Annotated in this window: 23 protein-coding genes and 3 pseudogenes; 18 read left to right on the top strand and 8 right to left on the bottom strand. The window is 63.1% G+C overall.

Annotated features, from left to right (window positions below):
• The first annotated feature begins 214 nt into the window (after nt 1-214).
• Nucleotides 215-3,301 (top strand): Ig-like domain-containing protein, encoded by a 3,087-nt coding sequence (locus tag QFZ23_RS11670; RefSeq protein ID WP_306922691.1) that lies wholly within the window; start codon nt 215-217, stop codon nt 3,299-3,301.
• Between the two features lie 573 nt (nt 3,302-3,874).
• Nucleotides 3,875-4,288 carry a hypothetical protein gene (locus QFZ23_RS11665; protein ID WP_306923086.1) on the top strand — a complete coding sequence of 138 codons (414 nt, stop codon included), beginning with the start codon at nt 3,875-3,877 and terminating at the stop codon, nt 4,286-4,288.
• A gap of 32 nt (nt 4,289-4,320) precedes the next feature.
• Here the strand turns inward: QFZ23_RS11665 and QFZ23_RS23750 are convergent, their stop codons facing one another.
• Together QFZ23_RS23750 and QFZ23_RS23745 are read right to left on the bottom strand one after the other, a co-directional pair.
• Nucleotides 4,321-4,887, bottom strand: a complete 567-nt coding sequence (locus QFZ23_RS23750; protein WP_373427875.1) for a transposase — start codon at nt 4,885-4,887, stop codon at nt 4,321-4,323.
• On the bottom strand, nt 4,856-5,416 hold the full coding sequence (locus QFZ23_RS23745) for a transposase (protein ID WP_373427874.1): 561 nt from the start codon (nt 5,414-5,416) through the stop codon (nt 4,856-4,858). Before QFZ23_RS23745 ends, QFZ23_RS23750 begins: the two co-directional genes overlap by 32 nt.
• A gap of 203 nt (nt 5,417-5,619) precedes the next feature.
• Here QFZ23_RS23745 and QFZ23_RS11655 point away from each other — a divergent pair, with 203 nt between their 5' ends.
• The gene (locus QFZ23_RS11655; RefSeq protein WP_306923085.1) at nt 5,620-6,120 is read left to right on the top strand and encodes a hypothetical protein; all 501 of its coding nucleotides are present in this window, start codon (nt 5,620-5,622) and stop codon (nt 6,118-6,120) included.
• 1,318 nt (nt 6,121-7,438) lie between these two features.
• On the opposite strand, the gene QFZ23_RS11650 is transcribed toward QFZ23_RS11655, so the two are convergent.
• Nucleotides 7,439-8,371 (bottom strand): LysR family transcriptional regulator, encoded by a 933-nt coding sequence (locus QFZ23_RS11650; RefSeq protein WP_306923084.1) that lies wholly within the window; start codon nt 8,369-8,371, stop codon nt 7,439-7,441.
• Between the two features lie 161 nt (nt 8,372-8,532).
• On the opposite strand from QFZ23_RS11650, the gene QFZ23_RS11645 reads away from it, so the two are divergent.
• Nucleotides 8,533-9,837 carry an aromatic ring-hydroxylating oxygenase subunit alpha gene (locus QFZ23_RS11645; protein WP_306923081.1) on the top strand — a complete coding sequence of 435 codons (1,305 nt, stop codon included), beginning with the start codon at nt 8,533-8,535 and terminating at the stop codon, nt 9,835-9,837.
• On the top strand, nt 9,834-11,246 hold the full coding sequence (locus QFZ23_RS11640; RefSeq protein ID WP_306923079.1) for a ferredoxin reductase: 1,413 nt from the start codon (nt 9,834-9,836) through the stop codon (nt 11,244-11,246). Before QFZ23_RS11645 ends, QFZ23_RS11640 begins: the two co-directional genes overlap by 4 nt.
• A 374-nt stretch (nt 11,247-11,620) precedes the next feature.
• Here QFZ23_RS11640 and QFZ23_RS11635 read toward each other — a convergent pair whose 3' ends face one another.
• Nucleotides 11,621-12,322 (bottom strand): GntR family transcriptional regulator, encoded by a 702-nt coding sequence (locus QFZ23_RS11635; RefSeq protein ID WP_306923075.1) that lies wholly within the window; start codon nt 12,320-12,322, stop codon nt 11,621-11,623.
• 222 nt (nt 12,323-12,544) lie between these two features.
• Between QFZ23_RS11635 and QFZ23_RS23740 the strand changes: the two are divergent.
• From QFZ23_RS23740 to QFZ23_RS11590, 10 genes and pseudogenes are all read left to right on the top strand, one after another.
• A pseudogene (locus tag QFZ23_RS23740) lies at nt 12,545-13,267 on the top strand (enolase C-terminal domain-like protein); the annotation flags it as partial.
• A gap of 22 nt (nt 13,268-13,289) precedes the next feature.
• Nucleotides 13,290-13,712, top strand: coding sequence for an enolase C-terminal domain-like protein (locus tag QFZ23_RS23735; protein WP_373427932.1), 423 nt, complete (start codon nt 13,290-13,292; stop codon nt 13,710-13,712).
• 92 nt (nt 13,713-13,804) lie between these two features.
• Complete coding sequence (locus tag QFZ23_RS11625) at nt 13,805-15,178, top strand: cation:dicarboxylate symporter family transporter (RefSeq protein WP_306923072.1); 1,374 nt, start codon at nt 13,805-13,807, stop codon at nt 15,176-15,178.
• A 117-nt stretch (nt 15,179-15,295) separates the two neighbouring features.
• Nucleotides 15,296-15,832 (top strand): hypothetical protein, encoded by a 537-nt coding sequence (locus QFZ23_RS11620; RefSeq protein ID WP_306923070.1) that lies wholly within the window; start codon nt 15,296-15,298, stop codon nt 15,830-15,832.
• On the top strand, nt 15,795-16,241 hold the full coding sequence (locus tag QFZ23_RS11615) for an NAD(P)-dependent oxidoreductase (RefSeq protein WP_306923069.1): 447 nt from the start codon (nt 15,795-15,797) through the stop codon (nt 16,239-16,241). The genes QFZ23_RS11620 and QFZ23_RS11615 overlap by 38 nt, the downstream gene beginning before the upstream one ends.
• A 35-nt stretch (nt 16,242-16,276) precedes the next feature.
• Nucleotides 16,277-17,354 (top strand): annotated as a pseudogene (locus QFZ23_RS11610) (tartrate dehydrogenase).
• Nucleotides 17,351-17,665, top strand: coding sequence for a hypothetical protein (locus tag QFZ23_RS11605; protein WP_306923067.1), 315 nt, complete (start codon nt 17,351-17,353; stop codon nt 17,663-17,665). Before QFZ23_RS11610 ends, QFZ23_RS11605 begins: the two are co-directional and overlap by 4 nt.
• Nucleotides 17,666-17,766: 101 nt before the next feature.
• Nucleotides 17,767-18,357, top strand: a pseudogene (locus QFZ23_RS11600) (HpcH/HpaI aldolase/citrate lyase family protein); the annotation flags it as partial.
• Between the two features lie 248 nt (nt 18,358-18,605).
• A complete protein-coding gene (locus tag QFZ23_RS11595; protein WP_306923066.1) occupies nt 18,606-18,896 on the top strand; it encodes an Ig-like domain-containing protein in 291 nt (96 codons plus the stop codon).
• Entirely contained in the window at nt 18,844-19,137 is a 294-nt protein-coding gene (locus QFZ23_RS11590) for an Ig-like domain-containing protein (RefSeq protein ID WP_306923065.1), read from the top strand. The genes QFZ23_RS11595 and QFZ23_RS11590 overlap by 53 nt, the downstream gene beginning before the upstream one ends.
• Before the next feature lie 552 nt (nt 19,138-19,689).
• Here QFZ23_RS11590 and QFZ23_RS11585 read toward each other — a convergent pair.
• Nucleotides 19,690-20,838: a GGDEF domain-containing protein gene (locus tag QFZ23_RS11585; RefSeq protein ID WP_306923064.1), complete on the bottom strand. Its 1,149-nt coding sequence runs from the start codon at nt 20,836-20,838 to the stop codon at nt 19,690-19,692.
• 558 nt (nt 20,839-21,396) lie between these two features.
• On the opposite strand from QFZ23_RS11585, the gene QFZ23_RS11580 reads away from it, so the two are divergent.
• From QFZ23_RS11580 to QFZ23_RS11570, 3 genes are all read left to right on the top strand, one after another.
• Nucleotides 21,397-21,543, top strand: a complete 147-nt coding sequence (locus QFZ23_RS11580) for a hypothetical protein (RefSeq protein ID WP_306923062.1) — start codon at nt 21,397-21,399, stop codon at nt 21,541-21,543.
• A gap of 470 nt (nt 21,544-22,013) precedes the next feature.
• The gene (locus tag QFZ23_RS11575; RefSeq protein WP_306923061.1) at nt 22,014-22,313 is read left to right on the top strand and encodes a YegP family protein; all 300 of its coding nucleotides are present in this window, start codon (nt 22,014-22,016) and stop codon (nt 22,311-22,313) included.
• A 120-nt stretch (nt 22,314-22,433) separates the two neighbouring features.
• Nucleotides 22,434-22,682: a hypothetical protein gene (locus QFZ23_RS11570; RefSeq protein ID WP_306923059.1), complete on the top strand. Its 249-nt coding sequence runs from the start codon at nt 22,434-22,436 to the stop codon at nt 22,680-22,682.
• A gap of 2 nt (nt 22,683-22,684) precedes the next feature.
• On the opposite strand, the gene QFZ23_RS11565 is transcribed toward QFZ23_RS11570, so the two are convergent.
• From QFZ23_RS11565 to QFZ23_RS11555, 3 genes are all read right to left on the bottom strand, one after another.
• Nucleotides 22,685-22,822 (bottom strand): hypothetical protein, encoded by a 138-nt coding sequence (locus QFZ23_RS11565; RefSeq protein ID WP_306923058.1) that lies wholly within the window; start codon nt 22,820-22,822, stop codon nt 22,685-22,687.
• Between the two features lie 816 nt (nt 22,823-23,638).
• Nucleotides 23,639-24,478, bottom strand: a complete 840-nt coding sequence (locus QFZ23_RS11560; RefSeq protein WP_306923056.1) for a tetratricopeptide repeat protein — start codon at nt 24,476-24,478, stop codon at nt 23,639-23,641.
• Between the two features lie 265 nt (nt 24,479-24,743).
• Nucleotides 24,744-25,298, bottom strand: coding sequence for a hypothetical protein (locus QFZ23_RS11555; protein WP_306923055.1), 555 nt, complete (start codon nt 25,296-25,298; stop codon nt 24,744-24,746).
• Nucleotides 25,299-26,985 lie beyond the last annotated feature (1,687 nt).

Here is a 26,985-nt window from a genome sequence, read left to right as displayed (position 1 = left end):
GCTTTCTTCACTATGCGATAGAGGGTCCCCCCAAATGGGCGGCCCGGGCGGACTTCCCGCCGGCGAGGCGGATTCAGTCGCGATGCGTGGTGCCCAAGCTCCATCAAGGATGTTTGCAAGATCTCCCTGTTAGTCCTTGACCTCAGCGCGACACCACAGCTCGCGCTTCTGAGGCCCCGGTCTCTGGAGAAAATACTCAACAGGGGATGAGAGCATGATCAAGAATTTCGATGCCAAACGCGCCACCCGCGCCAAGAGCTCTGGCGGGCGGGACCCGGTGCCCCGGCCCGGGGCCTCAGGGCTGCGCCGGTGGTTGGCGACCGCAGTGTCCACAACCATGCTGGCGGCTGCGCTGGCACCGCTGGGCATTGCCCCGGTGCAGGCGGCAGTGGCCGGAATGGGTGCCGTAGACCCACAGAACGGCTTTCCCACCTGGTATTCGGACGGCAACGTCAAACTGCAGCTGTGCTACATGGCTGGTGCCGGGTGCCTCTCCGAGCCCCCGGACGCGGCAAAGCCGGCATCCTATCCGGACAATTTCCCGGAGGAGGCCTTCTGGTTCCAGGCCAGCGCCACGAGCGGGAACCTCCTCTACGAAGCGGCCCTGGAAGGAGCCCACCTCAACGGAGCCGTCGTCCCCGGGGAGCAGATGGGCTTTGGCCGGCTCCGCTTCATCGTGGATAACCTCAAAGCCGGGGCATCGTACAAAATCACACACCCTTACGGCGTTAACACCTTCGTTGCCGCTCCCGACAAAAAAGTCCCCACCCTCGGCCGGATCAAGCAAACCATTGACGCCGGAGTCTGCGCTCCCAGCGCCACGACGCCTTGTGACTGGGCGGGGGTCGGCGAAGCCTTCCTCGGTGACTACAAAGTAGGTACCACAGCGAGCTTCCTCAAACAGGTCGGAGCCGCCCCTGGCACCCTGGGTGACATCAACACGGCCCGCCCGGTAACTGGAGCCCCATCCGGGAACAACTTCGTCACCGTGGAAGGACCCGACGCCGGAGGCCCCGGTGTTGACGTCCTGACCGTCAGTACGTTCACTGTGCAGGGCCTGATCTACGATGGCGCCGATGCCGCTCCGTCCGTTCCCGATCTGACCGCAGCCGGTGACAGCGGCCGGTCCGGCACCGACAACATCACCAACGCCACCACGCCAACGTTCACCGGCACCGTTCCGGGCACCGGCCCGGCCGGTACCACCGTAGAGCTGCTCGTGGACGGGGCCGCGGTAGCGTCAGCCGTCTCGGACGGCACTGCATACTCCCTCTCGCCCGCGTCCCCCATGGCACCGGGGTCCCACAAGATCCAGACACGCACACCCAATCCCGCCTACACGCTGGATCCGAACGGAATTCCCGTCGACCCCGCCGCACCCCAGTACCTGGTCTCACTGGCACTGACAATCACCGTGGATACGACCGCGCCTTCGACGACCGTCTCGGCACCGTTTCCATCAAACCCCACACTGGACAACACACCAACGTTGAACTTCACCCGGGAAGCCGGAGCAACGTCCGAATGCCAGCTGATGCCGACCAACACGTCCTGGGATCCTACCTGCAGCTCCCCGCAAACCTACGATGCCCAGGTCGACGGCAACTACACCTTCAACGTCCGCTCCACCGATGCAGCCGGCAATGTCGGCGCGCCCGCGACATATTCATGGCGCATCGGCCCGGCAGACACCCTGGCGCCCACCGTCGCGGGGCACACGCCTGCCGACACCGCCCTAAATGTGAGCACCACGGCCACCGTCACAGCCACCTTCAGCGAAGACGTCCAAGGCGTCAGCAACACCACGATGACCCTCCAGGACGCTTCCGGCACCCCGGTAATAGCCGACGTCACCCGCAACGGAGCCACAAATCAGTGGATCCTGGACCCGACAGCGAACCTTGCCGCAGGCACCACATACACGGCCACGCTCACCGGCGGCCCGGCCGCCATCAGGGACGCCACGAACAACCAGCTCACGACCACCAGCTGGACCTTCACCACCGCGCCCCCGCCCGACACCACCGCGCCCACCCTAACCGCATGGACACCATCAACGGCGGCCACCAACGTCGACACCACAGCCAACGTCACCGCCACCTTCAGCGAAGCCGTCCAAGGCGTCAGCGCCGCCACCTTCACCCTCAAGGACGCAGCAGGAACCGCCATACCCGCCACGGTCACCTACGACTCCGCAACCCGCGTGGCCACTCTTGACCCGACTGCCAGCCTCGCAGCCAACAACACCTACACAGCCGCACTTACCGGCGGAGCCTCCGGAATCCGGGACGCCGCCAACAACGCGCTGACAACATCAACCTGGACCTTCACCACCGCCCCACCGCCCGACACGGCCGCACCCACCCTGACAACACGGGCACCGGCCCCGGCGGAGACCACCGTCAGCACCACCGCCAACATCACCGCCACGTTCAACGAAACAGTCCAGGGTGTCAGCGGCACCACCTTCACCTTGAAGAACACCGCCGGAACAGCCGTAGCAGCCACGATCACCCGCAACGGAACCACCAACCAGTGGATTCTTGACCCAACCGCTGCCCTGGTCCCGGACACGAAATACACCGCCACCCTGACCGGCAGCCCCTCGGCCATCAGGGACGGAGCCAACAACCCGCTGGCAACAACCAGTTGGACCTTCATCACCGGACCCGCACCCACCATCACCACCCGCACCCCCGGGACAGGAGCCTTCGCCGCCTCCACCACCGCCAACATCACCGCCACCTTCAACGAAAACGTGACCGGTGTCAGCGGCACCACATTCACCCTGAAGAACGCGGCAGGAACAGCAATAACGGCAGCAGTCTCCTACAACGCCACCACCCGGGTCGCGACCCTTAACCCGTCAGCCAACCTCACAGCCGATACCAAATACACCGCTACCCTGACCGGCGGTACCGCCGCGATCCGCGACACGGCCGGCAACCCGGCTGCGACCTCAAGCTGGACCTTCACCACCGGTCCAGCCCCCACCATCACCAGCCGCACCGCCGCCTCCGGCGCGACCGGCGTTTCCCGCACGGCAAACATCACCGCCACCTTCAGTGAAAACGTCACCGGTGTCAGCGGCACCACGTTCACCCTGAAGAACGGCACCACCTCCATCACCGCGGTCGTGACTTACAACGCCACCACCCGGGTAGCCACGCTCAACCCCTCAGCGACCCTGGCGGCAAGTACCCGCTACACCGCCGCGCTGACCGGCGGGGCTGCAGCAATCCGGGACGCCGGCGGCAACCCACTGGCCAGCACAACCTGGACCTTCACCACCGGGAGGTAACGGACGGCTGCACGCCTGCAACACATGGTGCCGGGCCCCTGAACACTGACAAACCGGTTCAGGGGCCCGGCCCTGTTTACGATGCATTCATGGACCGCATCTCACGCTCGGCGAATGTGAGCTTCAGGAGAACACGCCCTCTTTCCACCCGAGGCAGACGTGCGTTTCTCGGCATCCATCCCCGTCGCGGCGGGATCCTGATCAACATCGTTCTCGCCAGGCAGCTCAAATCTCCACGGGTGAACCGCGCCGATCGCGCCTATCCGCCAACCGGTGGCGCAACGAGATCATCCTGCTCGACCCCAAGGAGATTGATGCCGAACTATTCACGTGGATCCGCGAAGGACATACCCTCACCGTCTGAGGCATCAGACGCGGCGGTCCCCCGATTCTCGATCGTATCGTTCGCGTTCGTGGAGTCCTTCGTTGGAACGATGCGTCGCGCCCGCTCGTCAGACTCCGAGGCAACTGACTGCTTGTGGCCAGCAGTGGGTCTGGCGGGGCGGGGGCCGTGAAACTAGGCTCAGCTGCGGGAGGAAACCGGGCTTTATGAAGGGATCGAACATGAGAAGAATGAGTCATATCCCTCTTCGCCTGACGACCGGGGCGTTTATCCTGAATGCCGGTTACGGCAAGCGCCACCTGGATAAGGACAGCGCGGCCGGGCTCCAGTCGATGGCGGCCAAGGTCATTCCGCCGGTCACCCGGATGAAACCCGAAACTTTCGGCAAGGTGCTCAGCTATGCGGAAATGACCCTGGGTGCGGCCCTGCTGGCACCGTTCCTGCCGAGCCGCCTGGTCGGAGTCGGTCTCGGGATCTTCTCCGGGTCCCTGTTGACCATGTATCGGAGGATCCCCGGCATGACCCAGGCGGATGGTATCCGTCCCAGCCAGCAGGGAACGGCCCTGGCAAAGGACGTCTGGATGTTCGGCATCGCTGTCGCCCTCGTGCTGGACCGTAAGCCCAAATCCGGAAACACCCGTTAGCGAACTCCGTAAAGGGGGGCCTTGCCGGATACCTACAGGCGACTGCCCATGGAACGTCGGAGTGAAATCATCCGTCGGATCTCCACGTCGTACTCCATGAACGGCACGAATTCCGCCCAGGAGGACTCCCAGAGCCGCACGATTGCCGGAAATGGCTGACCCCACTCGGCGTGAACTCGGCGAACCGGTCCTTCGCCGCTTGCTCGGACGGGGCCGTGTAGACCGGCTTGAGCGCCTTGACGATGCCGTCGCGGTGCTGGCGTCCGGCGTAGCGGAAGCTGTTGCGGATCAGGTGCACGATGCATGCACTGCTGCACCACCGTTCGCTCCCACGTGGTCGTGATCGCCTCCGGCAGGCCCTTGAGCCCATCGCAGACAGCGATCAACACATCTTCAACGCCCCGGTTCTTCAGCTCGGAGAATACCTGCAGCCAGAACCGGGCACCCTCGCCGCCGTTGCCGGCCCAGATGCCCAGGTTCTCCCGCTCCCCGTTCACGGTGACGCCCATGACGACGTAGAACGGGGTGTTGCGCACCTGCCCGTCACGGACCTTGACCACGATCGCGTCAACGAAGAGCACCGGATAGACCGGATCCAAAGGTCGGGCCGACCATTCGGCCAGTCCCCCCGGCGACCTTCTCCGTGATCCGGCTGATGGTGTCCTTGGAGACCTTGGCCCCGTAGACCTCCTCGAAGTGCGCGGCGATTTCCCCAGTGGTCAGCCCACGGGCAGAGAGTGAGAGGACGATATGGTCGATCCCGTCCAGACGCCGTTTCCGCTTGGGCACGATCACCGGCTCGAACGAGCCGTCCCGATCCCGGGGCACCTCAATCTCGACCGGGCCGATCTCGGTCAGCACGGTCTTCGGCCTGGTGCCGTTGCGCACGTTGGCTGCGATCGGCGTCTGGCCATGCTCGTGCCCGAGGTGCTCGGTCAATTCCGCTTCCAGCGCGGTCTCCAGCACATTCCTCGTAAGCTGGTTCAGCAGCCCGCCCGGGCCCACCAGGCTCACGCCCTGCTCCTTGGCCTGCGCGAGCAACCGCTCCGCAAGCTCCTTCTGATCGATGATCCCTCCCGTCACAGGATCGATCATCACCCCTGCCATCTCGGTCGTGGACTCTGACACGGCCGTCTCCTTTCGGATCAGGCCGGACCCCACACACCGTTATTCAGACAGGCCCCACGGCGGAAGTCATTGGGGCATGGCGTCCAGTTGGGGATGGTGACAGCGGTCGTGAGACGAACCATTTACGGGAGGGTCTAGGGGGAATTTCCCTGTTTGGTGTGGTTTTTGGGCTTTCCGCCAGTGTTCTGTGATCAGGATGGACCATGAAGTTCAACACAGTCCTTGGCCGGTCTGATAGTTCCAGTTTGCTCAGCGAGATCGTGGCTTTGAGAACACAGGCCACCGTGCGGACGAAAAGCGTCAGTCAGTCCGGGGCGAGCCATTTTCAGTTTGTTGCCGAGCTGGACGCGGAGGCAGAGGAATGGCACATGATTACCGACCAGGGCCTGAGGTGGTCGGCGGTTGACGGAATGCTCTCGCTGGAACCTGACCCTCCGCACGCAGTTGCATTCCCTCGCGGCATGCCGACCGAGGTCCAAATGCTTCATCCCGAGGCGCTTCTAATGTGGGGTCGTCGCGGCGAGAGCTTTTACCCGATGCTCATCCAGGAGATCGGCCGAAGGTCGTTACTGATCACGTTCGAGCATGTAGAAGACCCATTCCGAGCCACCGCCGTGATCAATCGCACCACAGGCATCATCGAGAAGATGGCCGCACTTGGTGACCTCACCATTTTGACCGAAGTGGAGTTGAGCGCCGCTTGATCCGGGACGCAAGGTCGAGTTCCTGCCAATTACGGATTTGATTCGACCCAATTACTGATTGAAGTGTTGTCGGCTGGCTCGTCAGAGACAAATTCGGGGTCAGGCCAAGGGCTCCGCACATCAATGCCCTGCCAAGCTCGTGCGCCGGGTTCCGGCTCAACACGGAAATCGGTGCCACCCAGGGACGACAGTGCGCGATGACGCGGGACTCTCATTCTGCGAAAGGCGGCTGCAACTCGCTTGGCAAAGCAGCAGAAATGGTCACAAAAAGAGGGTGTGGACACTGTCCACACCCTGGGCTTCGGATTCAGTTGTACCGGCATCGGACCGGGCCGGACTGGGGATGTTTTCGGCGGACTGGCGGATTATCAGGGGGAGCGGCTGGTTCGAGTCCCATCTCGGGCACGTGTTTCCCTGTTCAGGGGCTTTTTAGCCTCTGAGTGTGGACAATTTGTGTTGTGAAGGGCCCCTTCGGGGGCCTTTTCATTGGTGGCCGGTGCTGTGGCCCGGTGCCTCCTTCGTTGCCTGGTCGGTGGTTTTGATGCTTGTTACCTGTTCATGGGCGTGACTGGTTGGGGCAACATGACCTGAGAAAATTTCTGGTCGGGTTTCTTTTCTTGGCCGTTGGGTCACAGGCTTCTCCTTTTCGCGGTGGCTGTTCTGCTTCTTCACGGTGGGCCCGGGGGAGTGCGACATGACTTGTGCCCAGCTGTTCGAGAATCGCTTCCGCCGGACTCCCGACACTGCTCTGACACCGGTTACGTGCCCGACTTGGAGCCTTGGTTAGCGGTGCCATTGCAGCAGACTACTGACTAAGTCCCGGAAATATGCGGAAGCCGGCCCGAACCATCACCGGTACTACCCAGTCCGAGGCCCGAAGTGTGGGCATTGTCCATGCCCATATTCATCCACTGATCACCCAAGAGAAAATTGCATTCCCTACTGTGGGAACGCGGCTTTTTGCGCTGGCAAGGGTGCCCGGTTATGAACGAGTATGCCCCGTCCTAACGTCTTGAGTGCCTCCGATTGCGACGGACCGAGAGGCCCGCCAAACACTGTAGAGGTTGGCTCTGGCGACACCTCCTTCTCCCATCTCATGGGCTGCTCGGCAGGCACATGACGCAGCCAAAGGAGTTGAGGTGGCCATCCGGCTCGGCTCCACAACCGGACGCTGCTATGCCGGAGGCATTCAGCGCCACCCGGTGCGTGATTCCAGAGCGGGCGGCCCGTTTAGTGCGGCGAAGAAGGGCGGCCGTGCGGACGTGTCGCCACCTTCTGGACCTGCTGGCCCGTCGGCAACGAATCGCGCCATGCGATTTCAGAGATCGTCTTCGGGTCGGGCGGCGAGGATATGATTGGCCCTGACCTGCAGGATGCCGAGCGACTCCTGGATCAGGGGCGATGCGATGCTGCCCCTGCGCACCGCAGCGACAATACGGCGCGCGGGCTTCCCCTTGCCAGTAATGCGCAGTCGAACCACGTTTTCGGCACTACGCAGGGGCGCCAGCCGCGGCAGCAGGCCCACGCCCAGGCCCGCACCAACGAAGGCGATCTGGGTTTCCCATTCAACGGCCTCGTGGGCAATCCGCGGCGTCACCCCGACTGCCGTGAACGCCGCGGTGAATAGGGCATGGTAGGTGGAACCGGTGGCCTCGGTGATCCAGGGTTCCGACGCCAGCTCTTCGAGCGTCACCGTTTCCCGCGATGCCAGTGGATGGTTGGAGGGAATGATCACGTCCAAAGGATCGTCGAGCAGAACGGTCTGCTCGAAGCGCGGATCGTCCTCACCATAGGTGTCGGACTGCATCGCGACGACGACCGCGAGGTCGATTCGCTCGGCAACCAACAAGTCGAAGCAGCGGGCAGGGTTAGCCTCGAGTACCTGCACCTCCAGTAGGGGGCGTGTCGAGCGCAGCGTGGCGGCCAGCGGCGCGAGCAATTGGGCGGCCGCCGTGGAGAATCCACCGAGCCCAAAACGGGACTGGACCTGGTCGCCGGCCTCCATAGCCGCGGCGCGCAGGCTCTCCCATTCCGCAATCAGGGTGTCCGAGCCCGCCACGAGAAAGCGGCCCGTGGCAGTAAGTCGCACACCCCGGCCGTCCTTCGTCAGCAGTTGCATTCCAAGCACGCGCTGGAGCTCCCGCAATTGTGCGGAGACGGCGGAGGGAGAATAACCCGTGAGCTCCGCGGTTGCGCCAACGGTGCCGCATCGGGCAAACACCCGAAGTGTTATGAGCCGTGGATCAATCATGCACCCATTGTGCACCATTATCTCCTAAATCTTGCGCTTTTGTTGCAGGTCAATCCTCCCTAATCTCGTAACTAGAAACGTTTTCGCCAACGCCAGCTGCACCCACCCACCCGTGGTCCCCACGAATCGCACACTACCCAGGCCCCCCCGGGAGGAAACACATGTCTGTTCCAGTGAACTTGCCCCTCAATTCACGCGGAAAACTCGCTTCATCATTGCCTGCCGAGCAGCTAGCGGAAATCACCGAGTTGTTCGATCTCCGGCGCGTGGGATATTCCCTCGATGCCCCCTTCTACACCGATCCGACGATTTTCAACATCGACATGCAGGCCATTTTTGGCAAGCACTGGATCTTTGCTGCCAGCATCGCCGAGCTCCCGGAGCCGGGCGACTACGTCACCGTCGACTACGGGCCTTACTCCCTAATCGTTCTGCGCAACGACGACGGCGGCGTGAACGTCCTGCACAATGTGTGCCGCCACCGCGGCGCCCGCGTCCTGACCGAACCCGCGGGGTCAACGGGAAACCTTGTATGCGGCTATCACTCCTGGACCTACTCCCCCAACGGCGATTTGATTCATGCCTCGGCACCGGGGGAAACGAAGTTCGACAAGGGCTGCTTCGGCCTCAAGCGCGCCCACAGCCGCGTGTTCGCCGGACTCATCTTCGTCTGCATTGGGGACGAACCGCCGGCGGATTTCGACGAAACCGGAAAGATCTTCGAGCCTTACCTCGCGCCCCACGATCTGTCGAAGACGAAAATCGCCTACCAGCAGAACATCATCGAGGAGGGCAACTGGAAGCTCGTCATGGAGAACAACCGTGAGTGCTACCACTGCGACGGCCACCCGGAGCTCGCTTGTTCCCTCTTTCCCACCTGGGGCCTGACGGAGGGCCTGGTCCCGGCCCATCTCGAGGAAGTGTGGGACCGCAACAAGGAAGCGCAGTCCTCGCTTGAGGAGCGTTGCAGGCGCTATGGCCTTCCCTATGAGGTCGTCGAGGAGCTCGACACGCGCATAGCGGGAATCCGCATCTCACGGGAATCGCTCGACGGTGAGGGCGAATCGTTCTCGCCCGATGGGCGCAGGCTCTCCAAGAAGCTGCTCGGTGACTTGCGGGACTTCCGCCTTGGCCGCTGCTCGATGCACCTGCAGCCTAACAGCTGGTTCCATTTCCTCGGGGACCACGTCATCACGTTCGCCGTCTTCCCCGTCAACGAACACCAGACACTGGTACGCACCACCTGGCTGGTGGCTGACGACGCCGAGGAAGGCGTTGATTACGATCTGGAGAAACTCACCTACACCTGGAAGCAGACAAATCTGCAGGACAAGGCGTTCGTGGAGCTGTGCCAGAAGGGCGCCAGCAGCCCCGCCTACGAGCCCGGCCCCTACATGAAGAGCGAATACCAGGTCGAGGCGTTCATCAACTGGTACGTACAGCGCGTGCAGGAGCACTTGGCATGATTGAACTCCGCACCGACACGGCAATCCAGGAACCACAGCGCATTCGCGGTCTTGAGATGCCGTGGAACAGGGTGATGGGCAGCACCGAGGGACCCGCCCGCGCTGCCCACGCATTGGGCCCCTGGCATCCGCAGGAGTTCACGGCGGAATGCGTCGAGACCGTTCCCGAGGCGGGCGGCATGATGACCTTCGTGTTCCGCCGCTGCGACGGTGCGCCCCTGGCGTTCCGTGCGGGCCAGTACGTGAACGTCGCCTTTCCCGTAAACGGCGAGGACCAGGATCCGGTGGACCGCAGCTACTCGCTGTCCAGTTCGCCCACCCAGCCGTGGACATTCAACATCACAGTCAAACGCGACCCCACTGGACTCGTCTCACCCTGGGTGCACGAGAACGTCAAACCCGGCACCGTCCTCGAGATGCTCGGACCGGTCGGGGCATTCCACCTGCCTGACGCCGACCGCCGGGCACGGTACCTCTTGCTGGCCGCCGGCGCAGGCATCACCCCCATCATGTCGATGGTGCGGACCATCCACTCCCTGCCCGGACAGGCCGATGTCGTGGTGCTCTACCACGGAGCGGAGGCCGGAGGATATGCCTTCCACCAGGAGCTTGCCTACATCGCCTCCATGGACTCGCGAGTCAAGGTCTTCTACGCCCTGGGTGACCGCAGCAAACCCGAAGGGTGGGAATGGCTCAGCGGAAGGCTGACGGCGGCCATGCTCGACGAGGTTGCCCCCGATGCCAACGGCCGCCAGGTCTATGCCTGCGGCCCCGAGGGTTACCTGAACACCGCCACCGAGCTACTGGGGAAGGTCGGCGTCGACGACACCTCCATCAACATGGAATTCTTCTCGGGAGATCGCCAGACGATCCTAGAATACCAGGCGGAGATCGCGCTTGCAGAGGACATTGCCGAGGAAATCGCCGAGGAAATCGCAGATTCCGCCGAGGACTACTATGAAAGCCAGCCCACAGCGTTCGGGCTCTACGAACCCGGCTACAACGCCGAGGGACCCCTGAAGGCCATGGGGCTGCCGCTGGAAATCATGGACACGGCACCCTATTCCGAAGCCTCCGACGAAAGTTCGGACGTGGGGCCGGAGGCTGTGTCCCCTGATGCCTCTAGCTTCGACACGGTCGGAACGGGAAGCCTCACCCTGTCCTTCATGCGGACCGGCATCAATGTGCGCATCGACCCCGACCAACACATCCTCGGGGCAGCCCAGCGTGCGGGCGTCAGGATCGGCGCGAACTGCAAGGAAGGGATGTGCGGCTCCTGCAAGGTCGTCAAGCTTTCCGGGGAGGTCGAGATGAACCACCAGGGCGGGATCCGGGCACGGGAAATCGATGCAGGCAAGTTCCTGCCCTGCTGCTCCACCGCGCGGACCGATTTGGTGATCGATGCCTAACCGCTTCCAGCTGCTCTAGGCCAGACAGCATCAGGGATTGTTTTCACGGCAAGAATACAAGTGCGAGAATGCCAACCGTGGCGTTTCGCTTGCCCCCATGGATACGCGGGCTCCCCCGCGACGCAAACCGCGGTGGCGGTAGCAGACGCGCCGTTTTCCGATCCGGCCAGAAGCGACACCAAAGCACTTGGAGAAAGCCCCCGTAACGGATCACACGGGTCAAGATAAGTCTGGATAGAGTACACCCCACCTTGACGGCAAGCAGCAATGGGAAGATTTTGGACCTGGTTCCTCTGCGGGGATTTGCATCTTGGCTGAATATCCGGCGGTAAAAGCGGCGGCGGCAGTGGCCGGTTCCTGACGATCGGCGAATATTAGGCTGTCTTCTCCATGGTTACCGGATAGACGTTCTCGCGTTCCTCCAGGGCTCCGGTTACTGAGGCTGTGAGGCTGTTGGCGATGTGGGTCCGTGCGAGTTCAGCTGCGCCGGGACCATCGCCGGAGGCTACAAGTTCAAGGATCTGGTGGTGCTGGTTCAGGTCGATGGTCCGGGGTTCATCACCGGATGGAAGTTCCAGACCGAGGCGGCGGTAGCGGTCGGACTTGTCCCACAGGTCATCCAGGAGCTTGATCATGCTGGCGTTGTGGGAGGCGGCGTAGACGGCCCGGTGGAAATCGCGGTGTGCCGTGATGGCTTCCTCACCCCAGACCCGGGTGACCGGCAGCAGTTTCTCCGCCGCGGTCCGCATGGCGGCGATGTCAGCTTCGGTCCGGCGGTGTGCCGCCAACCCGGTCGCTGACGGCTCCAGCGAGAGGCGGACTTCAAGGAGTTCGCGGGCCTCGGAAGCACTCACGTCAGCCACACGGGAGTCCCGGTGGGTGTCCATGATGATCAGACCCTCGCTTGAGAGTCGGCGGATCGCTTCCCGCAGGGGGGTGATGCTCATCTGCATGTTGTCCGCCAGTTCGTACTGGGAGACGCGTGAGCCCGGGGCAAGGCCGCCCGAGAGGATCAGCTGGCGGAGTTCGCTGTAGGCCAGACTGCCCTTACTGGAAAAGACGTTCGTGGTGCTCATCTGACGCTCCAAATCTCTTACTGAAGACGGGGCCACCTCGCTCCCCTTACACATCTTATAAGAAATTCCATCCGAAGACTTGTGCGCCCCTTAACTCGCCGCTAACCTTATCGCAGGTCTTATAAGATATTCGCTCGAAGGACTTGCGTGTTCCTCGTACCTCGGATTGTCCTCGACCCAAGTCTTATAAGAAATAAGACCACTATCAGGAGAGATTCAAAGATGAAAATCGTTTCTGCCCACGTTGGCACCATTCCCATCAGTTCCTCGATCCGCAACGCCTTCATTGACTTCACCAAGATGGACTGCACAATCATCGCGCTCGTCTCCGATGTGTTCGTCGATGGCAAGCCTCTGGTTGGCTACGGCTTCAACTCCAACGGCCGCTACAACGCGACGGGCATCCTGAAAGACCGCGTTCTCCCGCGCATCATGGATGCCCCGTCCGAGGACCTTCTCGATGAGGACGGCCAACTCTCGCCGGAGAAGGCGTGGGACCTGATGATGTCCAACGAGAAGCCCGGCGGCCACGGCGAACGCTCTGTCGCTGTCGGCGTGGCCGACATGGCCCTGCACGATCTGGCTGCGAAGATCGCCGGCGTCCCGCTGTACCGGTGGATCTCGGATCACTACGGTGACGGCAACCCGGACAAGGACGTCTTCGTTTACGCCGCCGGCGGCTACTACGCACCCGGCAAGACCCTCGAGGACCTGCAGAACGAAATGCGCGGCTTCCTCGCCAAGGGCTACAACGTCGTCAAAATGAAGATCGGCGGCGCCGACCTCGCCGAAGACCTCCGCCGCATCGAAGCCGTCATCGAGGTCCTGGACGGCGACGCTTCCCGCCTAATGGTGGACGTCAACGGCAAGTTTGACCTGGAGACGGCGCTGGAATACGGCAAAGCCATCGACCAGTACGGGCTGTTCTGGTACGAGGAAGTCGGCGATCCGCTCGACTACGCCCTGAATGCCACCCTCTCTGAGCACTACAGGAACCCGATCGCCAGCCGGAGAAAACCTGTTCTCCCTCCAGGACGCGCGGAACCTCGTCCGTTACGGCGGGATGCGCCCGGACCGCGACTTCATCCAGGTCGACCCGGCACTGAGCTACGGCCTGACCGAATACCGCCGGATCCAGGACATGCTCGCCCAGCACGGTTGGTCCTCACGCCGCTGCATCCCCCACGGCGGACACCAGTTCTCCCTGCACATCGCAGCAGCCCTCAAGCTCGGTGGCAACGAGTCCTACCCGGGCGAGTTCCAGCCCACCGGTGGCTTCACCGACGACGCTGTCATCGTCAACAGCCGCGTGGCTCCGGGCGATCTGCCGGGGATCGGGCTCGAAGGTAAAGCCGAGTTCTACAAAGTCCTGCGCGAACTGCACAACTAAGCAATCCGGTAGTGCCCGGTCCCGGGCAGCATCACTGCCCGGGACCGCACCTCTCAAGTTTTCTCCGTCTGTCGTGCAAAGGAGCACCCAAGATGTCGTCCCACACCATGCAGGACCCGCAGCATTCCGCCCCGCCCAAGCAGCGATCCCGGTTCGGCCGGCTGATCCGCGAACTCTGGTTCCAAGTCGTTCTGGGTGCCGTCCTGGGCATCGCCGTCGGACTGCTCCTGCCCTCCGTCGGTAAACAGCTCACACCGCTCAGCGACTGGTTCATCGCCCTGGTGAAGATGATCGTCATCCCCGTGGTGTTCTGCGTCGTGTCCCTTGGCATCGCCTCGATGGACAGCCTTCGCAAAGCCGGCCGCATCGGCGTGAAGGCACTGGGCTACTTCCTCGCCCTCTCGCTCGTGTCGATGCTGATCGGCCTGGTCGTCGCCAACGTATTCCGCCCCGGCGACGGCATGAACATCGACCCGTCACAGCTGGACTCCAGCAAGGTGCCGGCGGCCGCTAGCAAGGGCTTCGACGGTCTCGAGTTCGTCAGCAACATCATCCCCGAATCACTGTTCGGTGCCCTGACTGGCCACACCATCATCGCCGCGCTGATGGTCTCCATCATCTTTGGCGCCGCCATGAACGTCTCCGGCGAATCCGGCGCGTTCCTGATCAAGGGCATCCAGGCCCTGTCCACCGTGATCTTCAAGATCGTCAGCTGGGTCATGCGCCTGGCTCCCATCGGTACCTTCGGCGCGCTGGCGGCAGTGGTGGCCAACTACGGCACCCAAAGCCTGCAGCAACTCGGCTACCTCGTCGTGTTGTTCACCGTGACCTGCATCCTCTATGTCCTCGTGGTCCTGAGCACCATCGCCGGTGCCTGCGGACTGAACATCTTCACGGTGATGCGCTACTTCAAGGCCGAGCTGCTGATCGCCCTGAGCACCTGCTCCAGCGAAGCGGTACTCCCGCAGCTGATCAAGAAGCTCGAAGCCATGGGCGTCGGCAAGTCCACCGTAGGCATCGTGATCCCATCCGGGTTCTCCTTCAACCTCGACGGATCCGCCGTCTACCTGACCATGGCCTCAGTCTTCCTGGCCCAGGCCGTCGGTATGGACCTCTCCTGGGAACAGCAGCTCGTCATGGTCGGCGTCATGATGCTCACCAGCAAGGGCACCGCTGGAATTGCCGGCGGCGCGTTCATCGTCCTGGCCAGCACCTTGAGCTCAGTCGGCGGCATCCCGCTGGCCGCTCTCGCCCTCATCGTCGGTATCGACCGACTCCTGAACGAAGGCCGGGTGTTCATCAACGTCCTTGGCAACGTGATGGCAGCCGTCGTCGTCGGCAAATGGGAAAAGGACTACGACCCCGAACAGGCCCGCAAAGCCCTCCACGCCTCAGGCCAGAAGAAGAACGAAATCGAAGCAAGGACACCGACCGCCGTGGAAGCGGACAAGGTTGACGTCTACTAACACCGCACCACGCAGGGCCGCCGCACATCGCGGCGGCCCTGCCCACGTGAACCGTAAACCCACAGCCGCTGACGGCAGCGCATCCGCACCAGATAAAAAGAGGAATCCACCCACACCATGGCCGCCCGCATCCTGATCACCACCGACTACCTCCACCCGGGAGATACCGTTGACCAGCTCCTGCGGGACCATGGCTTGGAACCGGTCTACTCACCCTCGCGGGGGCCACGCAGCCCGAAGGAACGCAGCTCGTTATTCAACAGCATTTCCGGGGCGATCCTCGCCAGCGAACCCGTCACCGCCGACATGCTCACCGGCGCTGCCTCCCTCAAAGTCATCGCACGCAGCGGGGTGGGGTACGACTCCATCGACGTCCAGGCGGCCGCCGCAGGGGGGATCAGGGTCTGCAACGCCCCCGGAACCAACCACCACTCCGTCGCCGAACTGACCATAGGACTGATAATCATGGCCGCACGCCGCCTCGCCGAGGTCACCACAGCTGTCCGCCAAGCCACTGGCCCCGCGAAGCCGGCCATGAACTCCGCGGATCCACCCTGGGCATCATCGGCTACGGACCCAGTGGACGCGCCACCGCACAACTGGGACCGCCGTCGGCATGAACGTCCTGGTCAGCACCGCCCACCCCGACCCTGACACCAGAGCCATTCGGTTCACGGATCTCGACACGGTCATCCGTGAGGCCGACTACCTCTCCCTGCATACCCGCGGAGGCCAATCCACCGGCAAGCTGATCGACGCGGGCCGGCTGCAAATGATGAAACCCACCGCCGTGCTCATCAACGCAGCCCGCGGCTCACTCGTGGACGAAGAAGCCCTCGCCAAAGCACTGTACGACGGCACCATCGCCGGCGCCGCGTTGGACGTGCTCGAGACCGAACCCCTGCCAGGCGACAGCCCCCTCCGGGGCTTGGACAATGTCCTCATCACTTACCACCTTGCCGGGCAGACGGCCCAAGCCCGGACCCGGGCCGGCCTGGCAGCCGCGCACGCCGTCATCGACGTCCTCGAAAACCGCGAACCGGCACACCCGGTCGACCGCTAACCCGAACACCAAGCAGAGACAAAGAAGGAACCCTGATGTCGAAACCCCACCGCATCGCAGTCATTCCCGGCGACGGAATCGGCACCGAAGTCGTGCCCGAAGGACTGCGCATCCTGGACGCCGCAGCCTCAGCCTTCGACCTCAACCTCAAATACGAGCACTTCGACTACGCCTCCGCGGACTACTACACCCGGCACGGGAAGATGCTCCCCGACGGATGGTTCGACCAGCTGAACCAGTTCGATTCCATCTTCTTCGGCGCCGTCGGCTGGCCCGACGTCGTCCCCGACCACATCTCACTGTGGGGAAGCCTCCTGCAATTCCGCCGCCACTTCGACCAGTACGTCAGCCTCCGCCCGGTCAAACTCCTCCCCGGCGTCCCCAGCCCCCTGACAGGCCGTGTCCCCGGCGACGTGGACTTCTACGTCGTGCGCGAAAACACCGAAGGCGAATACTCCAGCATCGGAGGAAAGATCTTCGAAGGCACCGACCGCGAAACCGTAGTCCAGGAAACGGTCATGACCCGTACCGGCGTGGACCGCATCCTCAAATACGCCTTCGACCTTGCCCAGAGCAGGCCCAAAAAGCACCTGACCTCCGCCACGAAGAGCAACGGGATCTCCATCACCATGCCCTACTGGGACGAACGGGTGCAGGCCATGTCTGCGGACTACCCGGAGGTCGACGTGGACAAGTACCACATCGACATCCTGGCCGCTAACTTTGTCATGCACCCCGACTGGTTCGATGTTGTCGTCGCCAGCAACCTCTTCGGCGATATCCTCTCCGACCTCGGCCCGGCCTGCACCGGGACCGTCGGCATCGCCCCCAGCGGCAACATCAACCCCGAACGCACGTTCCCCAGCCTCTTCGAACCACCACGGCTCCGCCCCGGACATCGCAGGCAAAGGCATCGCCAACCCCATAGGGCAAATCTGGTGTGCCGCGATGATGCTGGACCATCTGGGAGAACCCGAAGCCGCGGCCGCCATCACCACCGCCATGGAAACCGTGCTCGCCGGCGGAACACACAACCTCACACCCGACATGGGCGGCAATGCCACCACAGAGGAACTGGGCAAAGCAGTGGCGTCGGCTCTGACCGCACCATGACCCCCTCGACCGGCCCCAGCAACCGGCACGCACCCGCCTTCGGAGAGCGGATCATGCTCCGCCAGTACATCCATTGGCGCCGGCTTATCGGAACGACCGTCCAGATCCGCCAGCATGGCCAGATCATCCGCACCGGAACGGTCGATGATGCCATGGCAGACTCCACAGCGCTCTGGATCGCAGGCGACGCCGCCCAACCACGTACGATGTACGACGCAGCGCTCGGGATCGAAGTGTGGACAGAACCGGAAGAAGCCGAAGACGGGCTCTGCTACCACCGGATGGCATCCCCAACACCATCACCCAACTGAGCCAGCACGGAGACCCATGACGCAGCACACCTACATGCCCCAAAAGCCCCGAAGACACCACCCTCGCCACCCCGCCGCTCAGTGACGCACCCCAGGCCTTTATCCCGGAACGCAACATCCCGGCAGACATTGCCCGCTCCTGGCTGCTGGTCGACGCGATGAAGACTGACCTCTTCGACCAGTCTGCCGTCTCCCGGGCCGACGCGATCATCCTCGACGTCGAAGACGCAGTGGACCCGTCACAGAAGGACACCGCCCGGAATAACGTCGTGAACTGGCTGACCGCCGGCGGCCAGGCCTGGGTCCGCATCAACGATGCCACCAGCCCGTTCTGGGCCGACGACCTCGCCGGGCTGCGCGGCACCCCCGGCCTGCTGGGCATCATGCTGGCCAAGACCGAATCGGCCGACCAGGTCACGGAGAGCTTCCACCGAATGGACGGCAAGACCCCGGTCATCCCGCTGGTGGAGTCCGCCGTCGGCATTGAGGAAGCCAACAACATCGTCAAAGCCCAGGGCGCCTTCCGGCTGGCCTTCGGTTCCGGCGACTTCCGCCGCGACACCGGCATGGCAGCCACCGCCGAAGCCATGGCCTACCCGCGCGCCAATCCCCATTATCGGCGTCTAGGGGTCTCCGGAAGAATAGGACTGCAGCCATACGAACTCAATCACAGCGATCCTCCCTTTGTTGGCGTCCCGTCTGCAGGCGTGCGCAGACACCGAAAAGGACCCCGCCCTGCTCCTAGCCCAGTTCGGGGCAGCAGCTGTCCCTGACGGCCTGTCGATCTGGACCCAGACGCCCTGAACTGTCTGAGGGTGTCCATCGAATAGAGCCTGGCAAGCGGCGGCAGCCCAGCTGCACCACTCACCCCCGACGATCCGATGGGTCGGCGCGGAAGGGCGAACATCGAGGCGATTGCAGCCGCAGCCTGCCGTGGCAGGTGAGCGTTCACGCTGAAGAACGCAGCCGGGGCCACGATCCCCGCCACGGTGACCTACGACCAGGCCAGCCGGCGGGCATCGACCCCACCGCCCTGCTCACCCCTAGCACCCCCTACACCGCCACCCTGACCGGCGGCGCGGCGGGCATCCGCGACTTGGCCAATCGGCCCTCTGGCTTCAACCAGCTGGCGGTTCACCACAAGCGCCGCGCCGACCGTGACCTCCAGGGCTCCGGGAGTGAACTCGACCGGGATGCTCCGGACAGCCAACATCACAGCTACCTTCAGTAAGCCCGTCAACGGCGTCGGCACCGCCACCTTCACCCTGAAGAACGCGGCCACCGGTGCGGCGGTGGCAGCCACCGTCACCCGTAACGGGACCACCAACCAGTGGATCCTCAACCCGGCAGCCACGCTTGCGGCCAGCACTAGGTACACCGTCACCATCACGGGCGACCCCACGGCGGTACGGGATGTGGCCGGCACTCCCCTGGCCAGCACGGCCTGGAACTTCACCACCGGCACCCGCTAACCATCCACATCCAACGAAAGCGACCCCAGGAAGCACCGCCCCGTTCAGATTGCGGGCGGTGCTTCCGCGCGGCACAGCCACACAAAATTCGGGCCGCCCCTCATCGCCCACCTCATGTATCTGAACACGGATTGCATTCCTCGAGGAACCACGGCGAGCATGGTCGTGCACCTCCTCGCTTTCACAATATCCGGAGGAAGGGCGGTGATCCGGCCGCAACTGGTCAAGGAGGATCAGGCCTGCGCGAACAGGTGGTCCACAGGGCGCCAGGGCGAAAATTGTCTGGAGCAAGCACGCCTACCTTGCCGGGCCATTGTTAGCCAGCACCACCGCGACACTCTCAGGGAGTCGATGGTGAAGGCATTGCCTACTTCGAACCGCGGGCAGCGACAGAAGGGGCGGACGTGCCCGCCCTCCTTCAAGTCTCTTCCGAGGAACCGCAACTCGGGTCAGGCTTCATCAGCCGGGACAACAAGGACCAGACAGCCCACAATTCGAACCCTTGCCGCGGAAGCCAGGTGTGCGTGACTGCAACCAAAGTACCGGGGCGTCTCAGTTCAGATGGTTCCGGGCGGCGCGGTTTCGCCCGGTTGCCTTCGCCCGATAGAGGGCCGAGTCGGCTGATGAGATCATCATTCTCAGATCGGCGGCGCCGGAATTGTTTGTGGCGATCCCGTAGCTGACGGTCGGAAACCGGACGTTCTCCGGGATCTCCACCGCGGCAAAGCGGCGGCTTATTTCCCCTGCTATGGCCTCGGCCCGGTCCGGACCTGCTCCGGGAAGGAAAATAATGAATTCTTCACCGCCGTATCTGCCCACGAGGTCCGTAGACCGGACCGATGCCAAGCAGGCCGCGGCGAACGCCTGGAGAACTGAGTCTCCCGCAGGATGCCCATAGCTGTCATTGACTGCCTTGAAGTGGTCAAGGTCAGCGAGAACGAGTGATGCTGAGGCTCTCGTGAAGCGCAACCGACGTACGTCTCCGGCGGCGAGGTTCAGGAAGGTTGTGCGGTTCAGGACGCCTGTCAGGCCGTCCCGGGTGGCGCGGGCACTGAGGTCTTTTGTCAGTTGTTCGTGACTGAGCACGGCCATGCTGAAGGACACAACCACAAGGAGGGCCATGGTGAGAAGCGTCGTGGGCGCGGAACCGAAGTAAGTGAGGAAAACCGGCCCTGTCGGACCTTCAGCAAGGAAGACCAGCAACCGGCCGAAGTAGTATGCCGCGAGCAGCCCCGACATCACCGCCAACGGCCGGTGGACTCGGGAGTCGTCGGGTTTTAGCAGCCCCAGTTCCCGGGCGGCAAGGCCAATCATCAACGACATCAACGCCAGAAAAACCGGCCCGCCTGACCAGTCGTTGGTGGCCGGATGATCCAGTGCCGAGGCAACCGCGGTGGAGGCCGGGGCCAGGGTCAGCTGCCACCACAGCGGCCGGCTCGTCCTCAAAGAACGGGCGGCGGACCAGACACTCGCAGCGCCAGCAACCAGCATGGTGTTTCCCAGCGGGTTCGCCCATACCTGCTGGGAGGTTCCGTCAAGAAGAAACGAAGCGGCTCCGAAAAGGAACAGGCCGAGCGCCGTGCACCACCAGGCACTGTACTCCGAACGGGTGTGACGGAACGTCACGAGGTAGAAAAGAACCAGCAGGGTAAGCGCGATCACCCCGAAAGCGGCACGCAGGGTCGTCGTATCAAGCATCATGGTGGGCCCCCGGTCCGTCATACTCGTGGAACCAGTATGGCACCGCAGGCCGCACCGTGACGTAGCGCAAGGCTCCCCGATGCCGATACCGCCCTGTTCCCTGCCGGCCGGCAAACCTGGTCAGACGCTGTGACCAAGCCTCTCGGGTGGCGGGATCCTTCCCCACAAGCCCCGCCCCGGCTTTGGCGGTACAAAAGGGCCTGCGGGGAAACCCACTGACGGGCCTCCGCCGGGAAGGCGTCCGGGAGCACCTCTGCACGGGCTATTTCCCGTATCTGCCTTCTTGGAGAGATGTTTCCAGGAAGCGTGCGAATTTCCCCTGGCCGGGGGCCTCGGTGCCGCTGGCCGCACAAACAACAGCTGCCAGCCGACCGGGCGTGGGAGTGCTTGACCACGTGGGCAGGACGGTTCAGCGGAATTCGGCGGCGTTAGCGTGTCCTGTGCAAACCCTGTCCCGATCCTGCCCGAACAGTGTAGAGAACCGCGTGAAACACTGCACCTGGCGGTGCACTATCAATCCACAGGAAAATGCAACGACAATGAATGGAGGTGGCCGGAGTGGCAACAAGAGCAGACAAGGCCAACTACCGATACGGCGACTTTTACTGCTTCATGTCACTGGCGGACTTCACCGCATACATCTCGCGTGATGACGACGACATCGAGAGTAGCTTCGCGATCAGCAGCAGCCCTCTGACGGTTTAAACGAACCACCGTCCAGGAAACATCAAGGCGAAACGCCTTACTCCCCAGAGCCCGCCACAAGATTTCGGTCACCAGTGGCTGCTCACGCCGGCCGAACGCTCCCCTAGTGCTCTGCTTCCCTGAGGGTGGATGCCGCCTGCAGATCCCGGTCGGTCCCCGCGGCCTTGGCGCAGCTGCTCCGCAGTATGGGCGCCCTACCGCTCGAGCGCGTCCAGCTACGCTTCGGCGGGCGGGGTCTATCCGCTGTTCGAGGGCCGGCCGTCTGACTGAGGACCGGCGAAGACATTTTGCTCTTCGGCAATCATCGTGCCTTCGCGTGGCGCCTGGGACACGGCGCTAGGTAGGGTCGCTCGGGACCTTTTGGTGACCCAAAACCTTTTCAAGCTCCCTCGGCAGCCGATAAAGTGAGTGGTCTCAGGCGGTATGCAGACTCCGTCGTTGTCGTACATTGGACAACGCGATGGAGCAACATGTCCGGCCACTTTGAAGTCTTCGATTCCCCTGAAGGGGGCTACCGCTTTCGGCTGGTGGATGCCGCAGGGAATCACCTGGCAACGTCCGGGGTGTTTCCGACGAAACAGGCAGCGGCGGCAGGAATATTCACCGTACGGGAGATCGCCGGAACCGGCCTGGTCAGCGACATGTGCGGCGATGAGGCGAAGACATCTGGCCCTGAATACGTCCGACCCATTCGGCAGGGCTCGGAACGGCGCCCACTTGGTATGACCTCTCCGCGCGTCCATGCCTGGAGGTGGTCCCCGGCCCACTGAGAAATGCATGGTCGCGCGCCTACTGTGGCCCGGCAAAGGCGCCGGACCACGCCACCCTTAGCTGCAAGGGCGTCCGCAGCTGGCACCGGAGCCGATCCGGCCGTTTCAAAGGGATACCCAGTGGACCCCTCCACCATCATGGCCTACGCCCTCGCGTACTTAGCGACCATGGGCACCGTTTTTGTCATGTTCTTGCCCGCCATCCTCAGCCTGGTCCTGCTCCTCCTCGTAGGTGGGGCCGTCCATCTGGTGATTCTCGTCCTGAGGCTTACTGCCATCGGGCTATTCAGAAGCGTGAAGGCGCTGACCGGGGGGCTGATCGAAAAGCTCCATCGCCCCGGGAGCGGCAGCAGGCTGGCACACCACTGACATCAGTCATTCAGCCGATTCCGGTGGGTCACCTCATCAAACCACTGCACGACGGCGTTGCCACCGTTAGCGCGGCTGGTGGTCTCCTGCAGCCTGTCTGCCTGCTGCACAGCGAGGTCTAGTTCCGCAATCGTCGTCATGATTCCGATGGTGCTATTATCGTGGCCCTGATGGAAAGGCCGGCCGGGCTCCGCGGAACGGTGCCATTCCGCCAGCTGCCCCAGGACGACTTCAAGGGACCGGATGGTGTCCAGCAGGTTGCCAGGTTGGAATAGCTGTCGGCAGCGCGGTCCAGGCTGTCGGCATTCTGCATCATGTCACGGGCGGCGCGGGACAGCCTCGCCGCGGCATGGAAAAGCTTCCCGCGACCCCGACTCAGCCATGGGGGTCTAGCGGTCGCTGCAGCCGGTGTCGCTGCCGGTCTTCTGCTTACCGGGGTCCGCCTCATTCGTGTCTCGCAAGCTTCATCGCTTACACGCGAAGCGCAACGGATTGGGGGACAAGGTAGGAAGACAGGGCGCACGCGATATTCCGGCCGAAGTGGGGTCTCATCTAAGTCTTGATGGGACGCCCTCAGCGCTAAGTTCGCACTCCCCTCTTTGGAACATAGGATTGTGCGGTGGAAATCACCGGAACGATCCAGATGCCCGACGGCAGCACACACAGGAGGAACGGCCAGCACCTACTCTGCCAGCCAGTCCCGGACCAGCCACCGCAATCCTCACAGTGTTTAGCGTTGGCCTTGGTGAGGCCGAAGCCGCCGTGGGGAAGCCTCGTCTGACAATTCAACGGCTCGCATCCCCGAGCCACTGATGCAGAACCGTTCGAAATTCCGGTTCCTGTTCTCTGTCTCTTTTTGTTAAGAGCTAGCGAGGGGGCGCACTATGAGGGCGTGTTTTAGAAACAGCAGTATCCAAAGCCAGTTGCAACCTGCATGCCTGTCCGACCGGTTGTTTTCAGCTTAGCAATCGGTTTAACCGGCTGCGGGTGGCCAGGGTGGCGGGGTTATCCGGGCCCAGGATCCGGACCTGGTCCTGGAGCAGGTCGAGGCACAAGGCGATGGCCCCGGGGGTGTCCCCGGCCTGCCCGGTCCAGTAGGCCAGGTTGCCGCGGGTGGCCAGGGTGTCGGGGTTATCCGGGCCCAGAATCCGGATCTGGTCCTGGAGCAGCTCACGGAAAAAGGCGAGGGCCCCGGCAGTGTCCCCGGCCTGCCCGGTCCAGGAGGCCAGGTTGCTGCGGGTTCTCAGGGTGTCGGGGTTATCCGGGCCCAGGATGCGGATCTGGTCCTGGAGCAGCTCGCGGCCCAAGGCGAGGGCCCCGACAGGGTCCCCGGCCTCCCCGGTCCAGTAGGCCAGGTTGTTTCGGGCAACCAGGGTGGCGGGGTTATCCGGACCCTGAATGCGGATCTGGTCCTGGAGCAGCTCACGGAACAAGGCAATGGCCCCGGCAGTGTCCCCGGCCTCCCCGGTCCAGGCGGCCAGAGCCTGTTGGAGATTCATCCGATCGAGACTGTCGGCAGACAAAAAGTCTTCGGCCCGATTTGCCCAGGACTCTAGGAGGTCACGGTTGTCGGCCGCCCGGTGCCCGAGCCCGGTGACCACCAATTCGATGGCCTCCCCGTAGCGTCCCAGCTCCCAGAGATGTTCGGGGGCGGGCTGATGCCGGTAGGCACCCGACGCAGCTGCCGCCGCGTGCTTGTTCGCCTTTCCGGCGACAACACCCTGCCTGATACTGAAGCCAACAGCTACCACCGAAACTATCAGCGCCAGTAGGGCTAGCATCTCAGATGTTTGCATGAGTTTCTCCTATGTCAAGCGGCGGAGCTGCTGCCCGAGTCGTCAACTGTGCTGTCTTCGGTGACCACGGAGGTGTCGGGGCAGCTGTGCCTCCCCCGCCGGTGTCCCCGCTGCCGCACCCGCCCAGCGCTGCCGCACCACGACTGCCCCCGCCGACGTCCGCGCCAGAGCGACCTGCATGGTCACCCCTTCGTTCCCTGCCCTGCTCCAGTGTTGCTCGCAGACAGGTAGTTTGCTCGCTTCCAGCACGACAGCCGCAATCGCGTCAGTCGGAGGGCTTGACGGAGGGCGGCAGCCCGATGGCCTTTCGCAGCGCATCTGTATCGGTATCGGAGGTGGCCTCAGGGGAGTCAGTTTCCTTGAGGCGCTCCTTCATCTCGGCCAGCGAGCCAGCGGCGGCCACCTTAACCCATGTGTCCATCCCGCCTTCATCGGTGGTGTAGTCCACGCGGATGGTGGCGGGCAGGTCCGAGGGCACGCTGGGCGGCCAGTCGTAGTCCCGCACGAAGTTGCCGAACTCGCCCAGCGCGTCCGCCACCCCGGCTGCGGCCTTCTGCAGTGCCGGCAGGTCGGTGCTGCCTGAGTCATAGCGGTTGTAGAAGGTGTCATACGCCGCTCTCACTTTGCCTGCGGCAGTGAGGTAGTCGCTCTGGGCCTGCCTGATGGCCGGGTGGGAGGTATCGACTGCCGGGACGCTGGCAGCGGTACTGGGCGCTGGGCTGTCGGCGGTGCTGGTTCCGCCGCTGCAGCCGGTCAGCCCGACCAGCGCCACGGCTGCCGTGATCAGCACCCTCGTCACCATACTGTGCATCTCGTGCATAACTGCTCCTTGTTGTGTAGAAGTACTGGTTTTTGCCGTCTATTAGAGCGGGGCTTCTAGGCTGCTAGCTTGCTGCCCCCTGCTCCTTCCGATGTCCGACCAGGACGTCCCCGAACGGCGTTCCTGGTCCACGAAAGGACCGATCTTCCTTTTTGTCTTGGTGATGATTAGAGGCGAAAGGGTGCGGGAATGTTCCCCGAATCAATCCGCTTTTCCGGGCCGTCGTGTGTCAGTTATCCATGCACCCTTCAGATGGGGAAGCCCGCGGCTATGAAAGGATCATCGGCGAGCCCATCAACGTTGACGCCAATGCAGCCTGGCGGCAAGCCGGAGCCTGACGATGCGCGGGTCGCGGGCGGGAATGTTCCCGGGAATTTCAGCTATTTGGAGGGAACTTTCCGGGGTGCCGGGACCTCTACTGAACATCAAGAAGCTTGATCGGGACAACGGATCATGGGCCCAAGGCAGCGAAGTTTGGCAGACTGTGGAAGGAAAGGTAGCCAAAGTGGCAACGAGGTCAGAGAAACTAAAGTACCGCTACAGCGACTTTTACTGCTTCATGTCCCTTGCGGACTTCACTGCCTATGTCTCACGTGATGACGCCGGCGGGGAAAGCGGCTTTTCAATCAGCGACAGCAGCAAGCCTGCTCCATGAGCTGTAAAGACGTCGACAGCGGACGGCTGACATTTCTACAGGACCAAATCGGCCTGTTTCGCAGCGACCATTGCCCGACGTGGCTGCCGATCTGCTCCTTCACGGCTACGATACTCCGGCCCTTCGCCAACTGGCCGGATACACCGGGAATGATCCGGCAGGAGCCCACGATTTGTGGCTGCTGGTCAGGGAAGAATTGGGAAGAGCTGTTGAGGACGACGGCGCGGCCCGGCGTCTCCTCATCCGAAACTGGCTGTGCCAGATTGTCGATCGCCCTGGACCCAGTCTCCGGCGCGAGCCTCGTCTTTATGCATGGAAGATATGCCGCAACTCAGTGAAGAGATTAACCGCCAGCTCTTGGCCCCTGCACGTACCATTCCGGACCGATGGTCAGCCGCTGCCCCTTGAAAAGCCGTAGCGCTCGGACTACACATGAATGCGGCACACTGCCACACACATTTGTGGGAGCCTCAAGGGTCCGGAAATCCCGGTGCAGGGCCTGGAGATGTCGGATCCGGCGAGTCAGGGCCGGTGGGCCCCGGCTCAGGCGGAAACGGCTCGGGTTCTGGCAGCGGCGGAATAGTCACGGGCTCCCCTAATCCTGCTCCGGCATCGGAAGGAAATTTCAGACTACGACCCGCTGGGTGGACATCCCCCTTGGGACCTGAGGTCAAGTGAATGGGGTGATCAGGGTCCATTCGCGGTCGTGGGTGTGGCTCACTTTGACAATCGGGCCGGGTTCCCGCGAATCGGTCGACGATGTCCCGGCCGTTCTGGTCTTCGGAGTCGGTGTAGTAGTGCAGGACACGCCGGCCATTTGATGTCTGGGTAGCGACCAGCAGGCCCCGGGTCCAAGGGCTGCCGACAGGTCCTCTTCGAGCCGGTGCAGGTCTATCGCTTCGTCGTAGTCCGGTAGCCCGTCAGGGCGGGTTTGCGGGTAACCGACTTCGAGGGCTGTTGCAGGTCCAGCAGGGGGTGGTCGATCCACCGATGGGGACGCAGGGCTCTGATGATCGTGCGCGGTCCCGAGGA

It is taken from the genome of Arthrobacter globiformis (assembly GCF_030818015.1).
Lineage (GTDB): Bacteria > Actinomycetota > Actinomycetes > Actinomycetales > Micrococcaceae > Arthrobacter > Arthrobacter globiformis_C.
The sequence above is the reverse complement of the archived record's forward strand: the minus strand, read 5'-3'. Positions and strand labels throughout refer to the sequence as shown.

Excerpts from the sequence above, each read along its gene's own strand:
- QFZ23_RS11670 (WP_306922691.1), top strand. The coding sequence starts at position 215 with ATGATCAAGAATTTCGATGCCAAACGCGCCACCCGCGCCAAGAGCTCT.
- QFZ23_RS11665 (WP_306923086.1), top strand. The coding sequence starts at position 3,875 with ATGAGTCATATCCCTCTTCGCCTGACGACCGGGGCGTTTATCCTGAAT.
- QFZ23_RS11655 (WP_306923085.1), top strand. The coding sequence starts at position 5,620 with ATGAAGTTCAACACAGTCCTTGGCCGGTCTGATAGTTCCAGTTTGCTC.
- QFZ23_RS11650 (WP_306923084.1), bottom strand. The coding sequence starts at position 8,371 with ATGATTGATCCACGGCTCATAACACTTCGGGTGTTTGCCCGATGCGGC.
- QFZ23_RS11645 (WP_306923081.1), top strand. The coding sequence starts at position 8,533 with ATGTCTGTTCCAGTGAACTTGCCCCTCAATTCACGCGGAAAACTCGCT.
- QFZ23_RS11640 (WP_306923079.1), top strand. The coding sequence starts at position 9,834 with ATGATTGAACTCCGCACCGACACGGCAATCCAGGAACCACAGCGCATT.
- QFZ23_RS11635 (WP_306923075.1), bottom strand. The coding sequence starts at position 12,322 with ATGAGCACCACGAACGTCTTTTCCAGTAAGGGCAGTCTGGCCTACAGC.
- QFZ23_RS23735 (WP_373427932.1), top strand. The coding sequence starts at position 13,290 with ATGCCACCCTCTCTGAGCACTACAGGAACCCGATCGCCAGCCGGAGAA.
- QFZ23_RS11625 (WP_306923072.1), top strand. The coding sequence starts at position 13,805 with ATGTCGTCCCACACCATGCAGGACCCGCAGCATTCCGCCCCGCCCAAG.
- QFZ23_RS11620 (WP_306923070.1), top strand. The coding sequence starts at position 15,296 with ATGGCCGCCCGCATCCTGATCACCACCGACTACCTCCACCCGGGAGAT.
- QFZ23_RS11615 (WP_306923069.1), top strand. The coding sequence starts at position 15,795 with ATGAACGTCCTGGTCAGCACCGCCCACCCCGACCCTGACACCAGAGCC.
- QFZ23_RS11605 (WP_306923067.1), top strand. The coding sequence starts at position 17,351 with ATGACCCCCTCGACCGGCCCCAGCAACCGGCACGCACCCGCCTTCGGA.
- QFZ23_RS11585 (WP_306923064.1), bottom strand. The coding sequence starts at position 20,838 with ATGATGCTTGATACGACGACCCTGCGTGCCGCTTTCGGGGTGATCGCG.
- QFZ23_RS11575 (WP_306923061.1), top strand. The coding sequence starts at position 22,014 with ATGTCCGGCCACTTTGAAGTCTTCGATTCCCCTGAAGGGGGCTACCGC.
- QFZ23_RS11565 (WP_306923058.1), bottom strand. The coding sequence starts at position 22,822 with ATGACGACGATTGCGGAACTAGACCTCGCTGTGCAGCAGGCAGACAGG.
- QFZ23_RS11560 (WP_306923056.1), bottom strand. The coding sequence starts at position 24,478 with ATGCAAACATCTGAGATGCTAGCCCTACTGGCGCTGATAGTTTCGGTG.
- QFZ23_RS11555 (WP_306923055.1), bottom strand. The coding sequence starts at position 25,298 with ATGCACGAGATGCACAGTATGGTGACGAGGGTGCTGATCACGGCAGCC.